Origin of the sequence: Paenibacillus sp. FSL P2-0173 (assembly GCF_038008045.1) — a bacterium.
GTDB lineage: Bacteria > Bacillota > Bacilli > Paenibacillales > Paenibacillaceae > Paenibacillus > Paenibacillus polymyxa_B.
On sequence record NZ_JBBOYK010000001.1, the window covers coordinates 2,176,574 to 2,198,378 of the forward strand.

Below are 21,805 nucleotides of genomic sequence, written 5' to 3' on the forward strand. Positions count from 1 at the left end.
GTTTATTTTTTTATCTTTTCGTTTGTTGCTTCGTCACTAAACTCATTTTAGCAAACGCTTACATTTTTAAAAGTCGTACTCTCATTGGATTGGTGTCATTTGATTAGATCTATGAATTTCTCCGATGCGAATCAGGACGAATGTCCCTTTACCTGCTGGCGAGTGGAGCGTAACGCCATAATCCATTCCATATAATAGCCGTACTCTTCTGTCTACATTTTTAATGCCCGTTGATCTGATTTCTCCAGCTTGAATTCGGCGTATATGATCTTCTTGAATTCCTAATCCATTATCCTCCACTTTAAAACACACCAATTGCTTCTCGATCCAGGCTGTGATCCTAATCAGACCCCCTGATTCCATTTCGGCGAAGCCGTGAATAATTGAATTCTCTACAAAAGGCTGCAAGAAAAGTTTGGGAACTTCCATCTGAAGCAAAATGGGATCAATATCATATTCCACCGTGAACTTGTCTTCAAAGCGATTCTGCATAATATAAATGTATTTTTCCAGCCAATTCAGATCGGTTTCCAAACTCCATGTATCGTTTTTATTTCGAGTAGTAATTTGCAGCATTTCCGCCAGACTAATGATCAATTGGCCCAGCTCGTGCTGTTTATGTTCTAACGCGATCCAATACATGGTCGTTAAAGTGTTATACAAAAAATGGGGATTCAGCTGTAAATTAAGTGCCATTAACTCCGACTCTTTGGCTCGTAGACGTGACTTGTAATTTTCCTCGATTAAATCTTTAATTTTTTCATTCATTTGATTAAACCGAATCACCAGGTCTCCCAATTCATCATAGCCACGTACAGGAATTCGAATATCAAAATGTCCCTTCTCCATTACTTTCATCGCCTGTTTCATATCCGTGATGGGCTTACTGATATAAACAGACAGTAAATATGCAAGAATAACAGCAACGAGCATCATAAAACCTAAAAAAAACACCGTGTAGGTGCGAATCGTTGACAGATGTCCCAATACATCTTCCATGGGAATGGCTATATAAGATACCCAGCCCGTCGTCTTCATCGCTTCGTAAACCAGTAATATGCTTTGACCTTTAACGTTTACCATTTTCATCCCTTGTTCCGAAGTAATGGCATCCTTAAGCCAATCCGCCACGGGCTCCCCCACTTGTTGCTGTCCATTCGAACTCATGACCATCCCATTTTTATCATGAATCATGCCATAGGATAGATGTGCAAATCCGCTGCGGGCTGCATAGTCTTCAAAGCCCCCTTTTAACAAGTCAGGACGAAAATTCAATATAAGTATAGGTTTTTCCTTTCCCTCCGGAAGCGTATGAAAGGTTCCTGCATCATCTAATGCAGTCAAATGGAGCTGCTTTACCACAGCAAATAAAGAACTAAACTCATAGGAGCCTCGTTTTAAATCCTGCTGATGGAATGTATCGGCATACGAATAAGCGGGAATCCATTTGGTAGCCCCTTCTGCTTCCACCGCCGTTGTTGCCAACGGAGAAGAATAGAACGGCTGAACGGGAATATACATCCGATCAGTGCTTCCATATGCATAATTTTGCGTCATAATTTGGGAAGCATACACTTCCTCCATATTGCCAAAGTATCTGTACAAAATTTTTGTAATGCTGCGATCAGCTCGTAACAGCGATGAAGAATCCGTAGTATCCACGTTCATAATGGTCTGAAGAAGATCATGGTCGATCGGAATCATATCTACGGTTTTTTGAATAGCTGTCAGCTTGTTATCCAGCAGCTGGTTATTACTACGCAGAACGCTTGTAACGCTATCTGTTACATTTGTAGTAATATTCCGTGCGCTCGTTTCAAAGTAAACGAAACCTAGGATCAAAACGATAAAACCAGACAACAAAAAATAGGACAGCATCAATTTCGTACGAAAGCTACTGTCCAAAAATTTTTGATACATATATTTAACTTGGCGCATCGTATCTTCCTTTCACCTAACAATCAGTTGAATTTCCTACGAAATTCTTCCGGCGTGTGCATTACGTTTTTTTTGAACACTTTAAAAAAGTATTTGATATCTTTATAACCAACCTGTCTACTAATTTCTGCGACCTTGGCGTCTGTATGCAGCAGTAAGTGCTGAGCCTTTTGCATTCTGAGCTTCACCATATATTCCGTGAACGAGAGCCCAAAATAATTTTTGAACAGAATGCTAAAATAGGACGCATTATAGTGGAAGCGCCGGGCCACGATCTCCAGACTTAGGTCTTCATGTAGATGTGCATCTAGAAATTCCTTGCACTTGTTCATAATGGGTTCGCCTTTGGAGCCGCTATGAAGCTCAAGAATCAGCTCTTTTAACCATGTTGCAACACCATCCTCAAGATTCCGAAGATAGGTTGCCCCTTCGACAGCTTTGTTCAAACGTTCCGAGAAACGTGAGTAGACTTCCTCACTCCACCCTATATTTAACCGTTGTAAACTAACCAACAGAAGGTGTACCAATTTAGCTTTAAGCGCTTCAGGTGCAGGATACCCTTGTGTCACTTGTCCAATGAAATTTTTCACCTGACCCAATAGCTGATCGGGCTCTCCATTAGAGATAGCGCTTTCAATGAATTTAAAAAAGGCCCTTTGTTCGTGTGCGCTCATTTCCTGTACTGGCTGCTCATCATCTGAAACGACAAGGTTCAAACATCTGATGTGAGGTGTATAAAAACGCATGGAGATCAGGCCAACGGCCTTTTCGTGAGATTGGTTTATTTGCATTTCATCAAAATCAAAAGGCTGACCCCAAGCAAACCAGATTGAAATCGCTTGCTGTTGCTCCAACTTTTTCAGCCCAGCTTGAAGGGCGCTTTTGGCCTCCTTGCTTTCAGCCCTATCCTTCCAATTCACTACTGCAACCACATGGTCTTTACGGGATTCGAGTGGAAACACGACAGAAGACGCCCAAGGTCGCAATATTTCAACAACCGTATTACGGAGCTGAGAATCCCACATATGTATATCATCCGGGTGGGCTGCCGATGCTCCCAACGCGAGAACTTCTCCTACCCCATGCCATCCAAAGTGACTCTTTAATAGGATTTTCTCATTAGGCTGTAATTTGTCTGTCACGCATCTGCTAAACAAATGCTCCACAAATGCAGGCATACTCTGCTCAATCTGATTCAACGCTGTTTGATTCCCAATCAGTGCTTCTTGTTCCTCTACAATGATCTTCTCCATGTGTTGAATCACTTCAATGAGCTGCTGCGATTGCACTGGTTTCACCAAATAATCATTCGCCCCGTACCTCACCGCCTGCTGTGCATAGCTAAATTCCTGGTAGACTGTCACTAAAATAACTTTGGTCTCATGCTGACCGGATGTTCTCAATTGTTGAAGATATTCAAGTCCATTCATGATCGGCATTTGAATATCTGTAAAAACGATTTGGATCGGTTTGGATAACGAAATGGTCAGAGCATCTTTCCCGTTCTTGGCTTCCCATACCTCGTATTCGGGACGTAGATCCCTGACCATGGCAGCCAAACCTCGACGCTGTCTAGTTTCATCATCCACAACAAGTACTCCCAGCGGGATCGAATTCACTGACTCCCCTCCTGTTCGTTTTCATACACGCATTTTTTTTCAGTATAACACTTACAGGTGGGAGCCGATCCTATTTTCTTTTTCGCTTCATACCGCGGATAGTCGTTTTCGTTGCCTGATCCACCCGATATGATTCCGTGATTTTTTGCAGTGCTTTGTTGAAGGTAAAATCATCCAATGTATTATGACTTAAATACGCCATGGTTACCTCGGGCAGCTTGATATAACAGATCGATATCGCCCATGCTACTGCCATTTGTACATAATAATCCTCACGATGGGTCTGATCCAGTAAAGTAAATACCCGGTTCATATACTGTTCCTCAATATAAAAATTTAGAAGCATAACCACACCAAACCGAATTTCATATTCTTTCTTGGAGAATAGATAGGGCTGAATAAACTCCCATACCCGTTCTTTATGATGTTTCGTGATTTTCAATCCGGCACAGAAGCTGTCACATACGGACCAATTATCAATTTTAGGAACAAACTTGGCGGTATAACTCAAAACTTCCTCTATATCTGTTTTTACAGAACCAATCACCATACCTTGCAGCATTATTTCTTCGAAGTGTTCACTTTCAGCGGTCTCCAGGTAGAGACGCCAATCTCCTTTGGCAATATTTTGAGCTAGCTTACGCAGCACTGGCAGACGTACACCCAGCACATTATTAATCGTCGGAAGCAATGCAGCCGTAAATTTCTGAAAATCTGCATCCACGTATGACAGTATCTGTTCTCTGATTGTTTTCTCCATCGTTTCCACTCCCTGATTCTTAACGAAATGAAATACTCCACAAATAAATAGAGGCCACCGAACCATAAGGCGAATAAACTCGGCGGTACTCCTCAAATTGCTGCTTGGTCAATGTATCTAGATGGTACAACTTCATCATTCCCCGTCGAATAGCCATATCGCCCCAACTGACGACATCTGGACGCTCCATACAATTAATCAGCATCATTTCAGCCGTCCAAGGTCCTATCCCTTGCAGCGAGGACAATTTCTGGATCACCTGTGCATCGGAAAGCTCATATAATTCCTGTAAATCCAACAGGCCCTGCTCGATCGTTTGGGCTATATTTAGAATACATGTGGCCTTTTTCATGGTGATGCCACAGCTTTGAATTTCTAAAGCCGTCTGAACGGCTATATTTTGTGGAGTAATCCCCCCTAACTTCTCCTGCATCCTTGCCCATATGGTTTGAACCGCCTTGGCCGATATAAGCTGTCCCACAATCGCATGAACGAGCGCCGCGAACAGGTCGGGAATGATGATCCGTTCTACCTTGCCCATTTGCGTCATCGCTGCACCAAGTACGGTGTCTACGTTTTTTAGATAATTGATTTCCTTTTCTCCATAATCAAAGTTTTTGGTCATTACGGTTTGCATTCGTTCTCCCGCTGCCCCCTTATATGCTCACTCTTGATTCAATGGCATGGACTGCTTTTACATCAGGGTTCAAATCCTTCTTTGCTCACATAGAGCTGCTCTTTCGGGAAAACATGGAGAAAACGTTCATAAACCGCCTTATAGGCAGCAGGATGATACCATTCTTCCAGCCCCAATGACTCGTACAACGCACCAATTTTTAAGCTACGCGTTCGTCTTCCCCCACTGCCGTCTCCCATAAAATAATCATCAATACAGACACGGTTGACCAGAGGCAAAAGCTTGTCTGCAAAATGTTCACTGCTTGGAAGCATCGGAGCAATCGTAGCTTGGGTTGGTACACCTGCCTCCTTTAAGAGATGCAGCGTTTGGAGACGAGCCTGGATGGGAGGAGCTTCCGGGGTAAAATGTTTGCGTATATCTTCTCGATCTGTTTCTACAGTCATACTCACACGAACACGATCCCCCAATCGAAGCAGTAAATCGGTATCCCGCCGTACCAGTGGACTGCGCGTCTGTAAAAAGAGAAAATCAGGTGGATCCTCCACCATCACCTCCAGCAGAGACCGGGTCACCTCTTCCTTGTACTCGGCAGGCTGATAAGGATCTGTGCTTGACGACATAAAAATCGTGACTTTACCTTTCGATTTGGCTCTGCGAAGCTCCTTACGAAGAATATCTGCCGCCTGATTTTTAATATCAACCCATGTCCCCCAAGCTTCCTTCCGAAATGTGGAGACTGGCAATTGGCGTACATAGCAATACGAGCAACCAAAGGTACAACCTGTATACGGGTTCAACGAGTGTGTATACCCTGACAAAAAACCTGTCCCTTTATTCAAAAGAGTCTTGGGGGATTTGTAATACTCATTTTTCATACTGAACCGATGCCACACTTTCCTTTTCGAGCTGCAAAAGCTTCACCTTCATGTCCAACCCACCCCGATATCCGGTCATAGCTCCATTTTTACCAATAACCCGATGACAAGGGACGGTGACCAAAATCGGATTAGCACCGATGGCAGCCCCCACCGCACGAACAGAGGCTGGCTTTTGAATAGCGTTGGCAATGTCTGAATAGGATACTGTTTCCCCATACGGAATATCACACAACGCATTCCAAACCGCCATCTGGAACGCAGTCCCATGAAAGTCAAAGGGCAATGTAAATTGGGTCCGCTCCCCTTGGAGATATTCAATCAGCTCCTTGGCATAGGGCTGTAAAGCAGCATCCTCTTCAACTAAAGGACTGCCGGGAAATCGCCTTCCCGCCCATGAAAACAATTCCTCTACAGGTTGATTGGGCGAACCTACATAACATAGTCCTTCCGATGTAGCTGCAATATATAAATTCCACTCCTCATGTGTCAACAATGACCAATAGATCGTTTTATTTATTTGCTGTGCCATGCTGTGTACCTCCATTTTGTGTTGCTTTCGATTTGAGTTGGCGATATTGCAATGGGGTGTAGCCTGTATTCTTTTTAAATAACGTAATAAAGTACGGTGCATTGGACAGACCTACATTCTCCCCCACTTCCGCAACAGATATATCTGAGCAAATGAGCAGCTTCTTCGCTTGTTCCAACCTGGTCTGCTGTATATATTCCATCGGAGTTAGATGCATGATCCGCTTGAAGGTACGATGTAAATGATACGGACTTCCATGACTTATCTCAGCCAGGATGTGCAATGTTAAGTCCTTCATATAGTTAGAATTCACGTATTCTGTAACCAGTGCGATCCATTCATGATCAGGCAATCGTTGTCCTGTCGGTTTACATCTTTTGCATGGACGAAAATGCTGAGCCAATGCCTGCTCTGCTGTTTTAAATATACGGATGTTCTCTCTTTTGGGAGGTCTGGATTTGCAGGAGGGGCGACAAAATATTCCCGTTGTCTTCACAGCGTACAAAAATACCCCATCATATGACTTGTCGTTTTCTACAATAGCTCTCCACTTGTCGTCAGTTATGGATAAATCGGATGTGCTCATTCAAATCACCTCTCTTGTGCAATGTGGCCTCCCCACATATCTATGGCAGAATTTTTCTAAATCCGTCTGTCTAAATTATAGACTAAATAGTGAACATATGTACCCCTCTTGGAATGTAAAGGCAAGATAACGAAAAAAAGATGACTCCCCGCGGAGCCACCTTTGATCTTACTTATCTATCTTATTTAGGCTTGCAGCTTGCTCGGTTTGGCGGTAATCGTCAACTCATCTGAAGGAGGCTTATATTCCTTTGACCAATACTCGGCATTTGAAATACCTGCCTTCTCCGGGTCAAACACCGGGTCCAGCCCTTGCCTCTGCTGCTGTTCGTAATCCTTAAGCACAAGAAGAGCAGGCTTGGCTAACAGAATCATAGCAATCAGATTCACCCAGAGCATAATACCGACCCCCATATCCCCCAGTGTCCACGCCAACGCCGATTCCTTGACGACCGTTCCATAGAACGTCGAACCCAGGATAACCAGCTTTAGAACGAACATGGGCCATTTGGCTTTACGGTCGGCAACCAGGTAGGCCATATTCGTTTCTGCGATGTAATAATAGGCGATAATGGTCGTAAATGCGAAAAAGAACAAGGTAATGGACAGCAGACTCGATCCAAAACCGGGAAATACTGATTCAATAGCAGCCTGTGTATATTGGGTTCCCTCTTCAACACCCGGGAGATGCTGTACAATAAAATCGCCACCAGGTCCCTTCACGTTGTACATACCTGTGAATAAGACCATAAAAGCCGTAGACGTACAGACTAAAAAGGTATCCACATACACGGAAAATGCCTGAACTAGCCCCTGTTTTGCGGGATGAGACACTTCCGCGGCTGCTGCCGGATGCGCACCTGAGCCTTGCCCGGCTTCGTTGGAGTAAATGCCCCGTTTTACGCCCCAGGCAATCGCCGTCCCTGCCATACCGCCGAACACAGAATCCACGCCAAAAGCACTGCGAAAAATCAGCGAAAATACATCGGGAAGCGCAGTAATATTCGTCATCATAATATAAAAAGAGACAAGGATGTAGCCAAGTGCCATAAACGGAATGACAACCTGAGCCACATTGGCAATCCTTTTTACACCTCCAAAAATGATAAGCGCCAGCAACACGACTACTACTATCCCAGAAACCTTCATATCCATGCCAAACGAGCTATGAAAAGCTACGGCAATAGAGTTCGATTGAGTTCCCGGCATCAGTAAACACATCGCGACCAACGCAGCAACCGCAAAAATGACGGCAAACCATTTAAAGCCTGTCCCTTTTTCAATATAAAAGGCCGGGCCGCCTCGGTACTGTCCATCGCGCTTTACCTTATATACCTGAGCCAGTGTGGATTCAACAAACGCAGTAGCCGATCCGATAAAAGCCATGACCCACATCCAAAATATCGCCCCGGGTCCACCCATACCGACTGCCAATGCAATCCCAGCAATATTTCCCGTCCCAACACGCCCCGATAGCGCCATCGTAAAGGCCTGAAAAGAGGATACACCTGCCTCTGAACTTTTCCCTTTAAATACTAGACGGATCATCTCTTTGAAATGCCTGATTTGTAGGAATCGAGTCATGATCGAAAATAATAGTCCCACACCCAAACAGACATATACCACAGGATTGCTCCAAATGACGCCGTTTACTGCCTCTGCCCACTGCTCTAACATTCCTTGTATTTCCCCCTGATCAATCAATTGATTTTCTAGTCTATGTTTTCAGAAAATTTGCATAATTACAAAAAATTATAGATTAGTTTTTACCACCATACAAGTTAATTTAATTGACATATTGTCAATTACAAGTGAGCTTACCGGCTACATAAAATGACGACAAAAAAGCTCTGATGATCCGAGAATATGGACCATCAGAGCTTTATTCTTAAGACATCAGGCGATGCCCTCTTTCTCATTTGAAGCACTAGACAATTTCAACAGTGGGGACTGCTCCGTTACCTCTCCTTGAGCGATTGGAAGGATCTCGACATATTGGGAAGAGTTTGTAATGATAACTGGCGTAATCGTAGGATAACCCTCTGCCCTGATTTGCTCAACATCAAACTCAAGCAGTAGATCCCCAGCTTTTACCTCGTCGCCTTCTTTGATATGGGAAGTAAAATATTTACCGTCCAGCTTGACTGTATCTACTCCAACATGAATCAAAACTTCTGCGCCATGGGGTGAAACAATCGCAAGCGCATGTTTTTTCTTGAACGCCACAGTGATGGTTCCATCGAAAGGGGCCACGACTCTGCCCGTTGTCGGTTGGATGGCGATACCTTTGCCCATAGCCTCTGAAGCAAATGCAGGATCTGGAACTTCTGTTAGGGCTACCACAGTTCCTTCAATCGGGCTAAGTACCTCTTCATTAGAAACATCGGTTGGTGAGGTTGATTCTGTAGCTGAATTGTCGGTGGTTTCTTCCGCTTCGACCGGGTCCTCAAATCCTAAAATATAGGTCAAAATTGCCGACACCAGGAATGAAACCGTAATCCCTAAAATCAATCCCGGGAATCCTTGTCCACCGGGGCCGTAAAAGATTGGCAAGGTCAGCAATCCAGGTGCGCCGGAGGCAAATGCTTGCGTTCCTGCTTGACCGATAATGGCACCACCGATGGCACCGCCGATAATACCTGCAATAAACGGACGTTTCAGTGGCAGCGTAACCCCATAAACTGCTGGCTCCGTGATGCCGAATAAAGCCGTCAGTGTGGCGGAACCCGCCAAAGTTTTCAGCTTCTTATTTTTGGTTTTCAGCATAACACCAAATGCAGCGCCGGTTTGAGCAAAGATGGAAGCCGCAGCGGAAGGCTTGATTCCGTCTCTACCATTAACAGCAATATTATTAATGAATACAGGTACAAGACCCCAGTGAACACCGAAAATAACGAGCAACTGCCAGCAAGCACCAAGGATTGCTCCAGCCAGCAACGGACTAAAGCTAAATGCAGCAACGAGTGCAGTAGCGATCGCGTTGCCCACATATACCCCGACTGGACCAAACACGATCAGGGTTAGAGGTAGCATAATTACGAGTAGAATCAAAGGTGTAATAAAGTTTTTCACGCTCTCATGGATCACTCGATTGCACCATTTTTCCAGCTTACTCATGACGATGACGGCTAAAATGATCGGAATAACGGTAGATGAATAACTCATCATAACAATAGGAATACCGAAAAAGTCCGTAGGTGTACCTTCCGTTTTTAGCGTGACAATGGTCGGGTAAAGCAACCCTCCGGCAATAGTCAGGGCAACGAAGATATTACCACCGAATTTCCGTGCTGTTGTAACCGCTAACAAGAGCGGGAGGAAATAAAACAAGCTGTCGGCCGCAGCATACAAAATCATATAGGTAGTGTCTTTCGGTAGCAACCAGCCGAGGTTGCTCGCAATCAGCAGCAGACCTTTCAGAATACCGGACCCCGCCATAACTCCGAGCAACGGTGCAAAAATGCTGGAAATCACGTCGATTACGGCGCCAAATCCTTTGTTGCCTTTAGCTGAATGATCTTCTTTTCCAGTTTCATTCAAAATATTGGATACTTTGCCGATTGCATTATATACCTCTGGTACTTTGTTGCCGACTACAACCTGGAACTGACCACCGCTTTGCTTTACCGTGATAATTCCATCGGTTTTTTCCAGCTTTCCCTTGTCTGCTTTTGCCTCATCTTTTAGCACAAAACGCAGGCGAGTGGCGCAGTGAACGAGTGATATTACATTTTTTTCGCCACCTACCAGGTGTACAATTTCCTTAGCCAGTTTTTCATTACTCATGATGGACACCTCCATGTTCTAAGGGGCTTTTTACATATTTAGGCACACAAAAAACCTAAGCCTTGAAAAATGGTGGGCACTTTATTCCCGCAATTTTTCATGACTTAGGTTTTGCCTGCATAACCAGTAACAATCCCAGTTAAAACTTATTAAATTCCTGTTACTATCATAATATAATTAATCTACCATATTTGTCAACAAAAACTTTTAATCATATATTTTTGATCCTTTTTCGTCGAAAAAGTTCGACTTATCTATTCACCACCCGTTCAATATGCACGGTCAGATATAGCTTTTCTTCATTAGTCAATTCGTGGTTGTATTCTTTTTGCACAAAAGCACCAATTTTCTCTGTGCAAGCAGCTGCTTCCTTGTGCTTTTCCTTAATCATGTCATACAAATGATCATAGTTATTTTCGTAGTGATTTCCCTTAAATACGCGCTGAGCGAAAAATTTCAGATGCGTAATAAAGCGGAAATAGCTCAGAGAGTCCTCGTCAAAATCGACCTTAAAGTGATATTTTGCAATATTGATAATTTGCTGGATAAACTTCGTGATACTCATGGTCGTAATGACTTCCTCGTTCATTTCAGCATTCACGATGTGAATCGCAATATAAGCTGCTTCGTCCACAGGCAGTTCAATACCGAGCCTTTGTTTGATTTGCTCCAACGTTTTCAGACCAATTGCGAATTCTTCTTTATATAGCTGCTTGACTTCCCACAATAACGCGTTTTTGATTTCCAATCCTTCCCGGTATCTTTCAACAGCGAAATTAATATGATCGGTCAGCGAAACATAAATATTTTCGTTCAGCTTTCTGTTCAGATTATGCTTGGCATCATTAATGACTTCCTCCACAATCACGATCAAATCAAGCGGTACCTCACGCAACAACATTTTAAAGTTATCGGACGTCTGCTTGTTTTTCAGGGCAAATACCTTCTGAATTCTGGTTTCGTCTACTTTGTCTCCAGGCTTTTTCTTAAAAGCAATCCCCCGACCCATTACCACGAGTTCGGTACCGTCCGTCTGGTAGACGCTGATTACATTGTTGTTGATGACCTTTGCTATGTTCATCTCGATCCCCCGTTCCATATGCCAGCAAGAGCCACACTTGCTCCATCCTCTTTATTGTAAACAGAAAAAAACCGAAGCACGCCAAATAAACAAGACTGTAACATCTTCTTATTTGTGGCTTAGGTTTTGCCTGCTACGCAGTAACAATCCTAAAAATGATGGAATTGCGTCAAGTATAGCCCGAAGAGGAACGATTGTCAACGCTTTCAATGAAGAAACGAAGATCGGAAATCCCCGTGGGCCCGGGACGTCCGATCCTATTTTCTTGTGGTACGATTAATCGCCCAGATTTTCGCCGTCGGAATGAATTACGTTTTTGTACCAATGGAAGCTTTTCTTTTTAATACGTTTCAACGAACCGTTGCCTTCGTTGTCACGGTCCACATAAATATAACCGTAGCGTTTTTTCATCTCTCCTGAGGAGGCGCTGACAATGTCAATAGGTCCCCAACTTGTGTAACCGATAATTTCGACTCCGTCTTGAAGAGCCTCACCCATTTCGGCAATATGCCGCTTGAGATAGTCGATCCGGTAATCGTCGTTAACTTCTCCTTCAGGCGAAACCACATCATTGGCACCAAAACCGTTTTCCACTACGAACAGAGGCTTTTGGTAACGATCATGCAATTGGTTGGCTGTGATGCGGAATCCTTTTGGATCGATCGTCCAGCCCCATTCGGACTTGTCCAAATATGGATTGGCCACGGAGCCAAATACATTACCACTGGTCATGTTCTTCACGATTTCCGGGTCTGTGCTGGTCGTCCGGCTCGAATAGTAGCTGAATCCGATATAGTCAACGGTATGATCTTTCAGAATGGCTGCGTCGCCTGATTCCATCTCAATGTTTAATCCATGATCCTTGAAGAAGCGCTTCGCATAACCAGGATATTCGCCGCGTGACTGTACATCAATGAAGAAGTAGGACTCGCGGTCTTTTTCCATGCCCTGATACACATCTTCGGGATTACACGTATACGGATAGAAGCTACCGGCAGCAAGCATACAACCAATCTTGGCATCCGGGATAATCTCGTGACACGCTTTTACAGCCAGCGCGCTTGCCACAAGCTGATGATGTGCAGCCTGATACTGAATCTGTTTAACGTTTTCACCTTCTTGAAAAACAAGACCGGCGCCGAGAAACGGCAAATGGAGAAGCATGTTAATCTCGTTGAATGTCATCCAGTATTTCACTTTATCCTTATAGCGGGTGAATACTGTTTTAGCATAGGTTTCAAACAGGCCTACCAGCTTCCGGCTCCGCCAGCTTCCATATTTCTCGACCAGATCCACTGGCACGTCAAAATGAGCGAGGGTAACGACTGGCTGAATGCCATGTTTATGCAACTCGTCGAACAAGTCATCGTAGAATTGCAAACCTGCTTCATTTGGAGTAGCGTCTTCTCCTGTTGGAAAAATACGAGCCCAGGCAATGGAAACACGCAGCGCCTTAAATCCCATTTCTGCAAATAGCGCGATATCCTCGCGATAGTGGTGATAGAAATCAATGGCTTCGTGGGAAGGATAGAATTCGCTTTCAAGTGGAGTCAGTGAAGGAACATTCCCTTTCATTATGTTTCTTCTCTTCTCTCCGGTAGGCAGCAAATCCACCAGACTCAATCCTTTACCGTCTTCCAAATAAGCACCCTCGGCCTGATTGGCAGCAAGAGCACCGCCCCATAAAAAGTCTTTAGGAAAAATATAACTGGACATAAACGTTCTCCTTCCAAATGTGTGATAAAAGGGGTACCAGAGGGTGGGTGATGGATATAAAAAAACCCAAACCAGCCTGTATACACTTGCAGTGTAAACAAGCCAATTCAGGTTATGCCCTATCGGTAACATCCCATGAAAAGGTTATACGTATTTGATTGAAACTCTAACAAAGATTTGGGAACCTGTCAAATTCATTTGATATAATAACACGCAATTAACAAACCAACAACATTATTTCAATCGCCTATTGGGTAATGAAAAGAACCATGAAAGAGACCTCAGATAAACGACTTTACGAAAGATACCTGGCTGTTCGCCTTCGTCTGGAAGGGCACATGTTTTCGGAGATCGGTGATCTAATCAGTCGCTAATTTAAAATATTTTGTTGCAAGAAATTTAGAAAATCCCTTTGCATAGAGCCAAGAGGTATAATTTTTTTGATTATCTTGAACCTCCAATGCTGTCCTTTACTGTTAAATGACCATATTGCAGAAGACAGATATATGGAATGATATTTTTGTTCTTGTAAATCAGCTACTTCAAATTCAACTTTTTGTACTACTTTAGTGGAAAATAGATTCAGGAAAAGGATAATAATTTTATCATTATTTAGGAGTAATATAGCTCGACTTGTCCAAGCCGAAAGGCTTTGAGGAGTTGAATAGCAGATAAGCATGTTAGGTTCTCTATGCGATTCAGTTAGCTTATCAATAGTTTTTTTGTTAATGAATATCATAGTCAAATACCTTTCTATTTGTTACTATATAAACCGCAATTAAGATCATAACCTAACCAGTAGCCGACCAATTGTTTCTAGCGGTTGTTCATTGATTCGTTTCATAAACCGGCCGGCATGAACTTAATCTTATAAAACCTCTAAAAAAACACGTTATTCGCCACATTGGATTTAAGCCATAGCCCCTCGACTGGATCAGGTTGGGACTATAGGGCGGAAGAAAGGCCAGGTGCAGGCGTGGATGTTCCTAGTCTCAATTGACAATATAAATAGTCCCATTTGATGTTATAAACCACACCAGCAGCCCCGTGTTCATTCTCTTAGTTTCGTTGTCTCATCGCCTCAAATAATAGCACCGTAGAAGCCATCGCTGCGTTCAGTGATTCCGCTTGCCCCTGCATCGGAATGAATACCGACTCATCCACCATGCGCGCGGTAGCAGCAGAAATACCTTGGCCTTCGTTTCCGATCACAAGCCAAGTGGAAACACGCAAATCTATGGTATAGCATGACAAGCTCGCATCCAGTGAGGTGCTGAGCAAGCGGGCACCTTTACTTTTGGCCTGCGGTAAAAGCTCCTCCAGACTGCCTTCAATCACCGGCAGGTGAAACAACGATCCCATCGTGGAGCGGATCGTTTTGGGATTGTACAGGTCGGCGCAGCCATGACCCAATATTACGCCTGCGGCTCCAGCAGCGTCCGCGCTGCGGATGATGGTGCCTACATTGCCGGGGTCCTGCACCCCGTCCAGCACCATCACCAGTGCATCCGGCTGCTCCAGCAATGCCGGGAATGCGCTGCGCTCCTCCTTACGCACGATGGCAAAGACCGACTGCGGCGTCTTCGTATCGGTGCATTTTGCAATGACCGCCGCTGACACGGGAACCCATTCCACCGGCTGGTCGGCTGGATCCAGGCCATTCAGCTCGGCGGGAATGCCCTTGTCCAAATCATAGGCGACGGTTTCGACAGCCGCGTCTGAACGCAGCGCTTCCTGCACCAGATGAATACCCTCGACAATATATTTATGGTGCCGTGTGCGATGCTTTTTCTCCAGCAGTTGCGCCCACTCTTTTACACGCGCATTATTCGGTGAAATGATTTCCATTCGTTTAACCTTCCATTTCTTTGTCCGTTTCTTAAAAATAAATAATGTATCACTTCACTTGTACTTGAACATCAAGCCTTCATTAGGCTACAAATGCCAGCTCCAGCTTGGTCAGATCATCCTTGTGGCCCACAATGACCAGTACATCACCCGGCTCCAGACGATCTTCGGCATAAGGTGAAATATTCATTTCCTGATTTCTACGAATCGCCATCACATTGCAGCCGAAGCGTGCACGTATGTCTAGCTCCTTCAGGTTTTTGCCAATCATGGAATCGGCGGCTCTCATCTCCAAAATACTGTAGTCCTTGGACAGCTCGATATAATCCAAAATGTTGGGAGATGTCAAATGATGAGCTACCCGTAACCCCATATCCCGTTCAGGATAAACGACTTTATCCGCACCTATTTTTTGCAGCACTTTCCCGTGCAATTCATTTTGTGCCTTGACCACAAGAGCTGGTACGCCCATGTCCTTGAGAATCAATGTCGTCAGAATACTGGCCTGTATATCTTCGCCAATCGCAACTACAATTACATCAAAATTACGGATACCTAGCGCTCGTAGCGCTTCCTCATCCGTCGAGTCGGCAGACACCGCATGCGTCACAATATTCGACATTTCCTGTGTACGCTGCTCGTCCGAGTCAATAGCCAGCACATCAAAACCCATCTCACTCAGCGCACTGGCAACACTGGAACCAAAACGGCCCATGCCAATGACCGCATACTGTTTTTTTGCCATTCCTTCTTTACCTCCCGATCACCATACTGTCCGTCATAGTATAGCATATCATGCTACAAACATAAATTTTGACATACTTATGCCAAATGCTTCTTCATGTATACTGGACAACAGCCCAAGCCATAATACATTCGACCACTACTACAACATACGGGAGGTTCACATGCCCATTACAATGGATTTACGACAAGCAATTGTTCACAAAGTACACGGCAAATCAGAAGCTGATCTTACGGACATGATTATTGGGTCAGTGGACGGACCGGAGGCCGCTTTGCCTGGATTGGGTGTCATTCTTGAAATTGCTTGGAAGCATATGAGTCCAAACCAGCAGCACGATTTCGTCCATTTGGCACATGAACAAATCGATAAAATCAAACCCGTACCTTTAACCTAGCTCTAGCTATTTAACTTTTTGTTCCGATTTAATTGTGCTCATTATTTTACCCGTATTCGAAAATGAGAATAGTCCACTCGCATTAACATCGAGTGGACTATTCGTTGTATACACTAAATGACTGAGATCTAACGGTTCTGCATACTCAATCTTATGGAGCCATTTCCAAAAACTTAGCTGTCGGGTTTTTCTCCATAGCCGTACGCATGGCATACTCGTTTTCGAACAAGGCAACATAATTGCCCTTCTTATCCTTTACCAGCGTAGAGTTAATACGGAACTTGCTCGGATCAATCTGATCATCCACAATCCAACGTGCAAATTGGAATGGCATACGCTGAAGCTGTACATCAACGCCATATTCACCCTTCATGCGGTACTCAAATACTTCAAATTGCAGTTGCCCGACAACACCCAATAGCGTATCGTCAAAGCTTACCGTACGGAACACCTGAATCATACCTTCCTCGGTCAACTGGTCAATACCCTTCAGATACTGTTTGTGCTTCAAGGCATTTTTCACCGTTACCTTGGCAAAAATCTCAGGCGAAAAGGTCGGCAATTCATCAAACACAACCTCGCTACCTTGGCTGAGTGAATCACCAATACGGAAAATACCCGGGTCAAACAATCCTATAATATCGCCAGGAAAAGCCTCCTCGACAATATCACGGTCCTGTGCCAGGAACTGCTGTGGCTGAGACAGCTTAATCTCCTTGCCCATCCGTACATGCTTAACACTCATCCCGCGTTGAAACTTACCGGAGACAATACGCAAAAATGCAATACGGTCACGGTGAGCCGGGTTCATGTTCGCTTGAATTTTAAATACATAGCCGGTAAACTTTTCGTTTGTTGGCTCAATTTCCCCAGCTGTACTACGGCGCGGCTCCGGTTTAGGAGCAAGCTGAAGGAAGTTTTCCAAAAATGTTTGTACACCAAAATTATTAATCGCACTGCCGAAGAATACAGGTGTTAATTCTCCACGCTGTACTTTTTCCATGTCAAAAGGGTCACCCGCGACGTCAAGCAACTCCAAGTCTTGGCATAATTGGTCATGCAAATATTCGCCCGCCATCTCACGAATGATTGGATCATTGTAATCTTCCACTTTTTGTACTTTGATCGTGGAATGGTCATCTCCCTGAAACAGCTCGACCTGATTTTTGACACGGTCATAGACACCACACAGCTCGCGTCCTGTACCAATCGGCCAATTCATAGGCACCGAACGGATGCCAAGCACCTGCTCCAGCTCCTCCATCAAATCAAAAGGACTGCGTCCCTCACGATCCAGTTTGTTAATGAAGGTGAAAATTGGAATTCCACGCTTCGCACAAACTTGAAACAGCTTAATCGTTTGCGCTTCCACACCTTTCGCTACGTCAATCAGCATGACTGCACTATCTGCTGCTGTTAATGTACGATACGTGTCTTCACTGAAATCCTGGTGACCTGGGGTGTCCAGAATATTGATGCGGTGACCATTATAATCAAATTGCATTACTGAGGATGTTACAGAGATCCCCCGCTGTTTTTCAATCTCCATCCAGTCACTCGTGGCGTGTTTGCTTGCTTTACGCGCTTTAACTGAACCAGCAAGACGAATCGCGCCCCCGAACAGCAGCAGCTTTTCCGTCAGTGTCGTTTTACCCGCATCCGGGTGAGAAATAATCGCAAACGTACGCCGTTTGTCGACTTCCTGTTGAAGTATATCTGTTGTTTTACTCATTTCACATATCCCTTCATGATCAAATCCATTGCATTACTGCTCAAGCTATTCATAAAAAGGCCATGACGCACGCCTGTTTTCATAAGTTCATCGGCTCTATCAGCTATATTGCCGTTAGCTCCAGTATTCGGCGTACTCCGTTACCATATTCATTATAAATACGATCTATTTACATGTTTTAGCCTGCCTTTAACTTATAATCAGTTGCAAACTGAAAACCTGAGACTAAGCTATTATAGCACACTCGGAACGCAAAGCATCCCCTTACGTCCTGAACAGGACATAGGGGGATGCAGGACAAATCGGGATTACTGAACGCCGCCTACTCGCCAGATGACATTATCTTCATCCTGACCGCTAACCGGCCACCACTTGAAGCCATCCTGCTCCAATAGCTTGTGAGCACCTTCCGGTCCCCATGAGCCTGCAGCATAGGTTTCCAGCGTATCCGGGGCCTGCTGCCATGCTTTGGCGATTCGATCGACGAATCCCCATGCCGTGGCAACCTCATCCCAACGCGTGAAGTACGTCGAATCACCCTCAATCGCATCCATCAGCAATCGTTCATAAGCCTCTGGTGAGTTGATACCCACCATACAGCTTTGGCAAAAATCCATAGCCAGCGGTTCAATATCTGATTCGGAACCAGGTTTCTTGGCATTAATTTTAATGTAAATGCCCTCCATTGGATTGACCCGAATCACGAGCAAGTTCGGTTCTAGCTTATGCTTTTGACCGAGATACACGTTCGTTGGCATGCTCTTAAATTCCACAACAATCTCCGTTGTTTTTACAGGGAGACGTTTGCCCGTACGAATATAGAACGGTACGCCAGCCCAACGGAAATTATCAACAAACACGCGTGAAGCAAAATAAGTCTCTGTGTTCGACTGTGGATCTACCTTGTCTTCTTGGCGATACCCCGTCAACTGCTGGCCGCGATAACTGCCTTCGGTGTATTGGCCACGTACCACATTGGTTTTCACATCCTCAGACGTTTCAAAAGGGCGCAGCGAACGCAGCACTTTTACCTTTTCATCACGGATATCCTCAGGCAACAAACGACTAGGTGGTTCCATCGCAATCATCGTTAGCATTTGCAACATATGGTTCTGTCCCATATCCCGCAAGGCGCCGGAATGATCGTAGTAACCTCCGCGTTCCTCCACCCCTACCGTTTCACTAAGCGTAATTTGCACATTGGCAATATGCTTATTATTCCACAGTGGTTCAAAGAAGGCGTTCGCGAAGCGGATCACCTCAATATTTTGTACCATTTCCTTACCAAGATAGTGATCAATCCGATAAATTTCTTCTTCGGCAAATACTTCTCGTATTTCAACGTTCAATTCTTGTGCAGATTCGAGGTTATAACCGAATGGCTTCTCAATTACTAGGCGATTCCAGCCTTTTCCATCCATCATGCCGCCATCTTTCAAGCTCTTCGACACGCTTCCGAATAATTCAGGAGCCAAGGCCAAATAAAACAACCGATTTCCCGGTATGTTAAACTTGCTTTCTATAGACTCCGTCTGCTGTCTCAGCTCATGGAACCCTTCGACATTGTTGATATCCAGCGATTTATATTCAAAATGCTCGGCAAATGCCTGCCATTCTTGATCATTTTCTGCTTTGTAGCGACTAAACTCCTGTATGGAAGCATACAGGTCATTACGGAATTCTTCCTCTGTGCGCGGACGCCTTGCTACACCAATAACGGCAAAATCTTCAGCAAGCTTGCCTTCGCGGTACAAGCTGTAAATAGCAGGAAAAAGCTTGCGACGAGCCAAATCGCCCGTAGCGCCAAAAATAAACAGAACTGCGCCTTGCGTCACAACAGATTCTTTAGCAGGTATGTCAGCCATGAAGTACCTCATTCTTCCCATGTCAAGATTCCGCAATCCACAATCCCCGAAATCCGCATGTAGTATTGTGTATATTTATACAAGATCATACTTGATTTTCGAAAAACATGGAACTAAAGATTTGATGATATTTTATCATATCCTACATGGATAAGCTATCCGATGAATCATAAATTTACCTTATAAGTCAGTATTCAATCGTGATGAGCGGGAAACCGAGCGTTATACGTGTATCCTGCTGCTCCCTATCTTCATGTACAGCCATTTGCATCTGGACCTGATGCTCACCGCTTTGAATCATTAACGGCAGCTCTGGAGCTTCATAGGATATAGCCACAGTAGTCGCATCCGTATATCTTTCTTTGGCCTGCATGGAGATGTTCTCTGCTAAGCTCGCCTCTGTCAGTTTCAACAGTTGATCTTTGGATTCCTTTGTATGCAGCGAACGCTGAAGGGCTGTGTTCCACTGCGCTTGAATCCCCATAGATTTTAATTGCTCAGCACAAAGCTTATGAAGCTGAATCAACCGCTCACGTCCTGCATTATTACTCTCCAGTTGAACAACTACATACCATTGTCCAGTTTGACGTTCCATCACATTTAAGCGGATTCTTAGATCCTCACTATGACGAACAGAACGATAAACCGTGTGTCCATTTTCTACGAGTTTGTTTACTGTGGGTATATTCAGCTGATCGGCTATCTGTGCCGCCACATCTGCCGGCTCTTCATGGTTAGAAATCCAATCGCCTTGCCACTTCACAACCAGCTTATCCAACGTACCCGGGGCCTGGTCCGAGATGATTAACAATGAACGTAAAGCCGTTTCTGCTTCGCGGGAATCATATCGGTTTGTCTGAAGGGTTCCGTAGCGCCAGCCAGCCAGTACCAGCACCGTTCCTAATACCAAAATTGCAATAATCCCTTTTTTAATCAGCTCTGCTTTTAACATTATCGTTCCCCCCGCTCCACAACCATCCGATTCCCACACCTACGCTCTGGTTACTTTCTTTTTCGGCTGGTTTGAAATCTATCAATCTATCAATAGCATTCCCTTTGTCAAAGGTTTTATACACACAGCTACGGCAAAGCCCTTCTAAAATATTCATCTGCCTACTGGGTGTTCGACCATACATCGTAGGCACCGTAAGAATAGACTATGATCACAATGCATCTTACACCAAAAGAGGTGAAATCATGTTTCCGATTTATCCTGTAAATGAAGCCAATGTGGCACCTCATGGTGGACGTCTGGTCTGTGCCGTTATGCGTGATGGTACACGACACATCGGCATCTTAAGTGGGTGTAGCAAAGGCAAGCTGATGTTGAACGGATATCCACCCTCCTTTCCTGGCAGTCTCTACGCCGGGAGCTACAATAACAAAGGAAAACAATCCCCAAAAAAGAATTCCTCTAAAAAGAAAAAAAGGAATCCTAAAAACAAAGCTCGTACCTCTGCCAAACTAAATGCCTTAATTAAGCCGCCCAACGCACCTCTGAGTCCATCCTTTCCTTATGACGCAGGCGGATTTGCTGGAAATGGCAGAGCAGGCTATCGCGGTGGGTACGGCGGATATGGATACGGGGCAGGGCTTGCACTAGATCTGGCTTTAATCGCCTTTTTATTCCTCCTGATCTAAACACCTTGTTATGGAACACAAAAAACCGGAGGACTATTGTCGTCT

At 44.5% G+C, this 21,805-nt stretch carries 17 protein-coding genes and 1 pseudogene; 2 read left to right on the forward strand and 16 right to left on the reverse strand.

Annotation, left to right across the window (positions count from 1 at the left end):
* Positions 1-81 precede the first annotated feature (81 nt).
* From MKX30_RS09680 to MKX30_RS09740, 13 genes and pseudogenes are all read right to left on the reverse strand, one after another.
* The gene (locus MKX30_RS09680) at positions 82-1,938 is read right to left on the reverse strand and encodes a sensor histidine kinase (protein WP_160789682.1); all 1,857 of its coding nucleotides are present in this window, start codon (positions 1,936-1,938) and stop codon (positions 82-84) included.
* Positions 1,939-1,961: 23 nt separating this feature from the next.
* Entirely contained in the window at positions 1,962-3,557 is a 1,596-nt protein-coding gene (locus MKX30_RS09685; RefSeq protein WP_341062763.1) for a response regulator transcription factor, read from the reverse strand.
* 70 nt (positions 3,558-3,627) lie between these two features.
* Complete coding sequence (locus MKX30_RS09690) at positions 3,628-4,317, reverse strand: DNA alkylation repair protein (RefSeq protein WP_339200872.1); 690 nt, start codon at positions 4,315-4,317, stop codon at positions 3,628-3,630.
* A gap of 19 nt (positions 4,318-4,336) precedes the next feature.
* Positions 4,337-4,954, reverse strand: coding sequence for a DNA-3-methyladenine glycosylase family protein (locus MKX30_RS09695; RefSeq protein WP_075154728.1), 618 nt, complete (start codon positions 4,952-4,954; stop codon positions 4,337-4,339).
* A 62-nt stretch (positions 4,955-5,016) separates the two neighbouring features.
* On the reverse strand, positions 5,017-5,832 hold the full coding sequence (locus MKX30_RS09700) for an SPL family radical SAM protein (protein WP_160789237.1): 816 nt from the start codon (positions 5,830-5,832) through the stop codon (positions 5,017-5,019).
* Positions 5,822-6,364, reverse strand: a complete 543-nt coding sequence (locus MKX30_RS09705) for a methylated-DNA--[protein]-cysteine S-methyltransferase (protein ID WP_071558275.1) — start codon at positions 6,362-6,364, stop codon at positions 5,822-5,824. The genes MKX30_RS09700 and MKX30_RS09705 overlap by 11 nt, the downstream gene beginning before the upstream one ends.
* Positions 6,345-6,950, reverse strand: a complete 606-nt coding sequence (locus MKX30_RS09710; RefSeq protein WP_264454548.1) for a bifunctional transcriptional activator/DNA repair enzyme AdaA — start codon at positions 6,948-6,950, stop codon at positions 6,345-6,347. Before MKX30_RS09710 ends, MKX30_RS09705 begins: the two co-directional genes overlap by 20 nt.
* A gap of 185 nt (positions 6,951-7,135) precedes the next feature.
* Positions 7,136-8,626, reverse strand: coding sequence for an alanine/glycine:cation symporter family protein (locus MKX30_RS09715; RefSeq protein ID WP_341062765.1), 1,491 nt, complete (start codon positions 8,624-8,626; stop codon positions 7,136-7,138).
* A 219-nt stretch (positions 8,627-8,845) separates the two neighbouring features.
* Positions 8,846-10,735: a beta-glucoside-specific PTS transporter subunit IIABC gene (locus MKX30_RS09720; RefSeq protein ID WP_341062766.1), complete on the reverse strand. Its 1,890-nt coding sequence runs from the start codon at positions 10,733-10,735 to the stop codon at positions 8,846-8,848.
* Positions 10,736-10,985: 250 nt separating this feature from the next.
* A complete protein-coding gene (gene licT / locus MKX30_RS09725; RefSeq protein ID WP_023990227.1) occupies positions 10,986-11,816 on the reverse strand; it encodes a BglG family transcription antiterminator LicT in 831 nt (276 codons plus the stop codon).
* Between the two features lie 276 nt (positions 11,817-12,092).
* Positions 12,093-13,532 (reverse strand): 6-phospho-beta-glucosidase, encoded by a 1,440-nt coding sequence (locus MKX30_RS09730; RefSeq protein WP_341062767.1) that lies wholly within the window; start codon positions 13,530-13,532, stop codon positions 12,093-12,095.
* Between the two features lie 1,059 nt (positions 13,533-14,591).
* On the reverse strand, positions 14,592-15,380 hold the full coding sequence (locus MKX30_RS09735; RefSeq protein ID WP_341062768.1) for a TrmH family RNA methyltransferase: 789 nt from the start codon (positions 15,378-15,380) through the stop codon (positions 14,592-14,594).
* An 82-nt stretch (positions 15,381-15,462) separates the two neighbouring features.
* Positions 15,463-16,128: pseudogene (locus MKX30_RS09740) on the reverse strand (potassium channel family protein); the annotation flags it as partial.
* 160 nt (positions 16,129-16,288) lie between these two features.
* Here MKX30_RS09740 and MKX30_RS09745 point away from each other — a divergent pair.
* A complete protein-coding gene (locus tag MKX30_RS09745; RefSeq protein ID WP_016819939.1) occupies positions 16,289-16,522 on the forward strand; it encodes a small acid-soluble spore protein SspI in 234 nt (77 codons plus the stop codon).
* 151 nt (positions 16,523-16,673) lie between these two features.
* On the opposite strand, the gene MKX30_RS09750 is transcribed toward MKX30_RS09745, so the two are convergent.
* The 3 genes from MKX30_RS09750 to MKX30_RS09760 all read right to left on the reverse strand — a co-directional run bounded on the left by MKX30_RS09750 (position 16,674) and on the right by MKX30_RS09760 (position 21,071).
* Positions 16,674-18,254 (reverse strand): peptide chain release factor 3, encoded by a 1,581-nt coding sequence (locus MKX30_RS09750; RefSeq protein WP_013311888.1) that lies wholly within the window; start codon positions 18,252-18,254, stop codon positions 16,674-16,676.
* A gap of 308 nt (positions 18,255-18,562) precedes the next feature.
* Positions 18,563-20,119, reverse strand: a complete 1,557-nt coding sequence (gene zwf, locus MKX30_RS09755) for a glucose-6-phosphate dehydrogenase (RefSeq protein ID WP_341062769.1) — start codon at positions 20,117-20,119, stop codon at positions 18,563-18,565.
* 187 nt (positions 20,120-20,306) lie between these two features.
* Positions 20,307-21,071: a YwmB family TATA-box binding protein gene (locus tag MKX30_RS09760; RefSeq protein WP_341062770.1), complete on the reverse strand. Its 765-nt coding sequence runs from the start codon at positions 21,069-21,071 to the stop codon at positions 20,307-20,309.
* A 245-nt stretch (positions 21,072-21,316) separates the two neighbouring features.
* Between MKX30_RS09760 and MKX30_RS09765 the strand changes: the two genes are divergently transcribed.
* On the forward strand, positions 21,317-21,760 hold the full coding sequence (locus MKX30_RS09765; protein WP_053326074.1) for a hypothetical protein: 444 nt from the start codon (positions 21,317-21,319) through the stop codon (positions 21,758-21,760).
* The last annotated feature ends 45 nt before the right edge of the window (positions 21,761-21,805 follow it).